At 75.3% G+C, this 2,172-nt stretch carries 1 protein-coding gene and 1 pseudogene; both read right to left on the bottom strand.

Annotated features, from left to right (window positions below; genetic code table 11):
* Window positions 1-177: 177 nt before the first annotated feature.
* Window positions 178-1,305 (bottom strand): glycosyltransferase family 4 protein, encoded by a 1,128-nt coding sequence (locus AB0C69_RS41550; RefSeq protein WP_360362272.1) that lies wholly within the window; start codon window positions 1,303-1,305, stop codon window positions 178-180.
* A gap of 70 nt (window positions 1,306-1,375) precedes the next feature.
* A pseudogene (locus AB0C69_RS41545) lies at window positions 1,376-2,172 on the bottom strand (ubiquinol-cytochrome c reductase cytochrome b subunit); the annotation flags it as partial.

Raw genomic sequence — 2,172 nt, 5'->3', positions numbered from 1 at the left:
GAACGTGCTCATCGTCGGGCTCGGCCTGTCGATGACCGCCGCCGGTGCGACGGGCGCCCGAGCACGGAACGGCGTGCCTGCGCGGTCAGCGTTTCCGGGCCACACTGAGCCGCCGCCCCTGGGGTGAGGACCCGCCTACGGCGCGGGGGCGGGTCCTCATCCTGGGGACGGTGTCGTTCACGGCTCCAGCAGGTCCCCCAGGCGTCTCGCCTGGACGTCCCAGCGCCACTCCCGTTCGATCCAGGCCCGGCCCTTCTCCCCCATGGCGCGGGCCCGGTCCGGGTCCGCGAGAAGGCCCGCCACCGCTTCGGCGATGCCGGGGACGGAGCGGCCCGGCACCACGAGGCCCGTCTCGCCGTCCAGGACGGCGTCGGGGGCGCCGCCCGAGTCGCCCGCGACGACCGGGAGCCCGGTCGCGGACGCCTCCAGGTACACGATGCCGAGGCCCTCGACGTCCAGGCCGCGGCGGCGGGTGCGGCACGGCATCGCGAAGACGTCGCCCGCGTCGAAGTGCGCGGGCAGTTCCTCCCAGGGGACGCCGCCGGTGAAGACGACCGAACCGCCGACGCCCAGGGACGCGGCGAGGCGTTCCAGGTCGCCGCGGTAGGGTCCGCCGCCGACGAGGAGCAGCGCGGCGTCCGGCACGGACTCCAGGACTCGGGGCCAGGCGCGGAGGAGGGCGTCCTGCCCCTTGCGCGGGACCAGGCGGGACACGCACACCGCCACCGGACGGCCGGTCAGCCCGTGCCGCTCCCGGATCTCCGCCCCGCCCGCGCCCCGGTGGAAGAGCGTCTCGTCGACGCCGGGCGCGAGCCGGGCCATCCGCGCCGCGGCCTCGGGCGACAGGGCCCGCGCCATCCGGGAGCGGGTGTACTCGCCGAGGTAGGTCAGGACGTCGACGCCGTCCCCGATGCGGCCCAGCAGGGTGCGCGCCACCGGCAGCGACGCCCAGCCGGCCTCGTGCCCGTGGGTGATCCCGACGAGCCGCCGCGCCCCCCGGCGCCGCAGCGCCGGGGCCAGCAGGCCGAGGGGCGCCGCCGCGCCGAACACGACCGAGTCGCAGCGCTCCGCGCGCAGCACGTCCGCGGCCCGGCGCAGCACCCCCGGCTCCGGCAGCATCAGGGAGCCGGGGTGCCGGACGACGGGGAACGGCTGCGCAGCGTCGAACTCCGCGGCGCCCTTCCAGGCCGGGGCGTAGACGACGACCGAACCGGGCGGGCGGCGCACGGCGAGGCCGTGCACGAAGGCCTGGATGCCGCCCGGGCGCGGCGGGAAGTCGTTGGTGACGACCAGGGTCCGGGTCATCGCGGGTCGCCCGGGATGCGCGAGGGCCCGCCACCGGCGGTGCGGTGACGGGCCCCCGATGCGCGGACGATCAGTGCCGGACCTCGTGCGACGCGGCGCCGCCCTCGATCTCGGCCTGCTCGCCGTGCGGGTGCTCGTGCTCCTCGACGGGGATGTCGTCGAACGTCCACGCGCGGTTGAGGCGCGAGCGCAGGTGCCCGATCGGGCCCTTGGTGCCGGGCGCCGGGATGCCCTTGGCGTCCCGGGCCGGGGCCTCGGGCCGGGCGTTCTCCTTGGAGAGCAGGACGTGCCGCTCCTCGTCGCGCGGCGCCTCGTGCCGCTCGGAGAACTTCCCGTCCGGCGACATCAGGATCACGCCGCTCTCCACGCCGTGCCCGACGACGTCGGCGTCCTTGCGCTGCAGGCCCAGGCAGATCCGCTTGGTGATGACGAACGCGATGATCGGCCCGAGGAAGAACGCGACCCGGAAGAACCACGTCGTCGCGAACAGCGACACGTGGAACTTGTCCGCGATGACGTCGTTGGCGCCGGCGATCCACAGCAGCCCGTAGAAGGTGACCGCGGCGATGCCCGTCGCCGTGCGGACCGGGGCGTTGCGCGGCCGGTCGTTCACGTGGTGGTGGCGCTTGTCGCCGGTCACCCACTGCTCGATGAACGGCCAGGCCGCCGCGCCGCCGAACACGATGCCGAGCGGCACCAGCGCCGGGATCAGCACGTTGAAGCTGACCGTGTGGCCCCAGGCGGAGACCTCCCAGTTCGGCATGATGCGCAGCGCCCCTTCGAGGACGCCCATGTACCAGTCGGGCTGGGAGCCCGAGGAGATCGCGCCGGGGTCGTACGGTCCGAACAGCCAGATCGGGTTGATCT

Source organism: Actinomadura sp. NPDC048032, from assembly GCF_040653175.1.
Classification (GTDB): domain Bacteria; phylum Actinomycetota; class Actinomycetes; order Streptosporangiales; family Streptosporangiaceae; genus Spirillospora; species Spirillospora verrucosospora.
This window is presented reverse-complemented; position numbering and strand designations above follow the sequence as displayed.

Coding starts and splice junctions, on each gene's coding strand:
- AB0C69_RS41550 (WP_360362272.1), bottom strand. CDS start 1,305: ATGACCCGGACCCTGGTCGTCACCAACGACTTCCCGCCGCGCCCGGGC.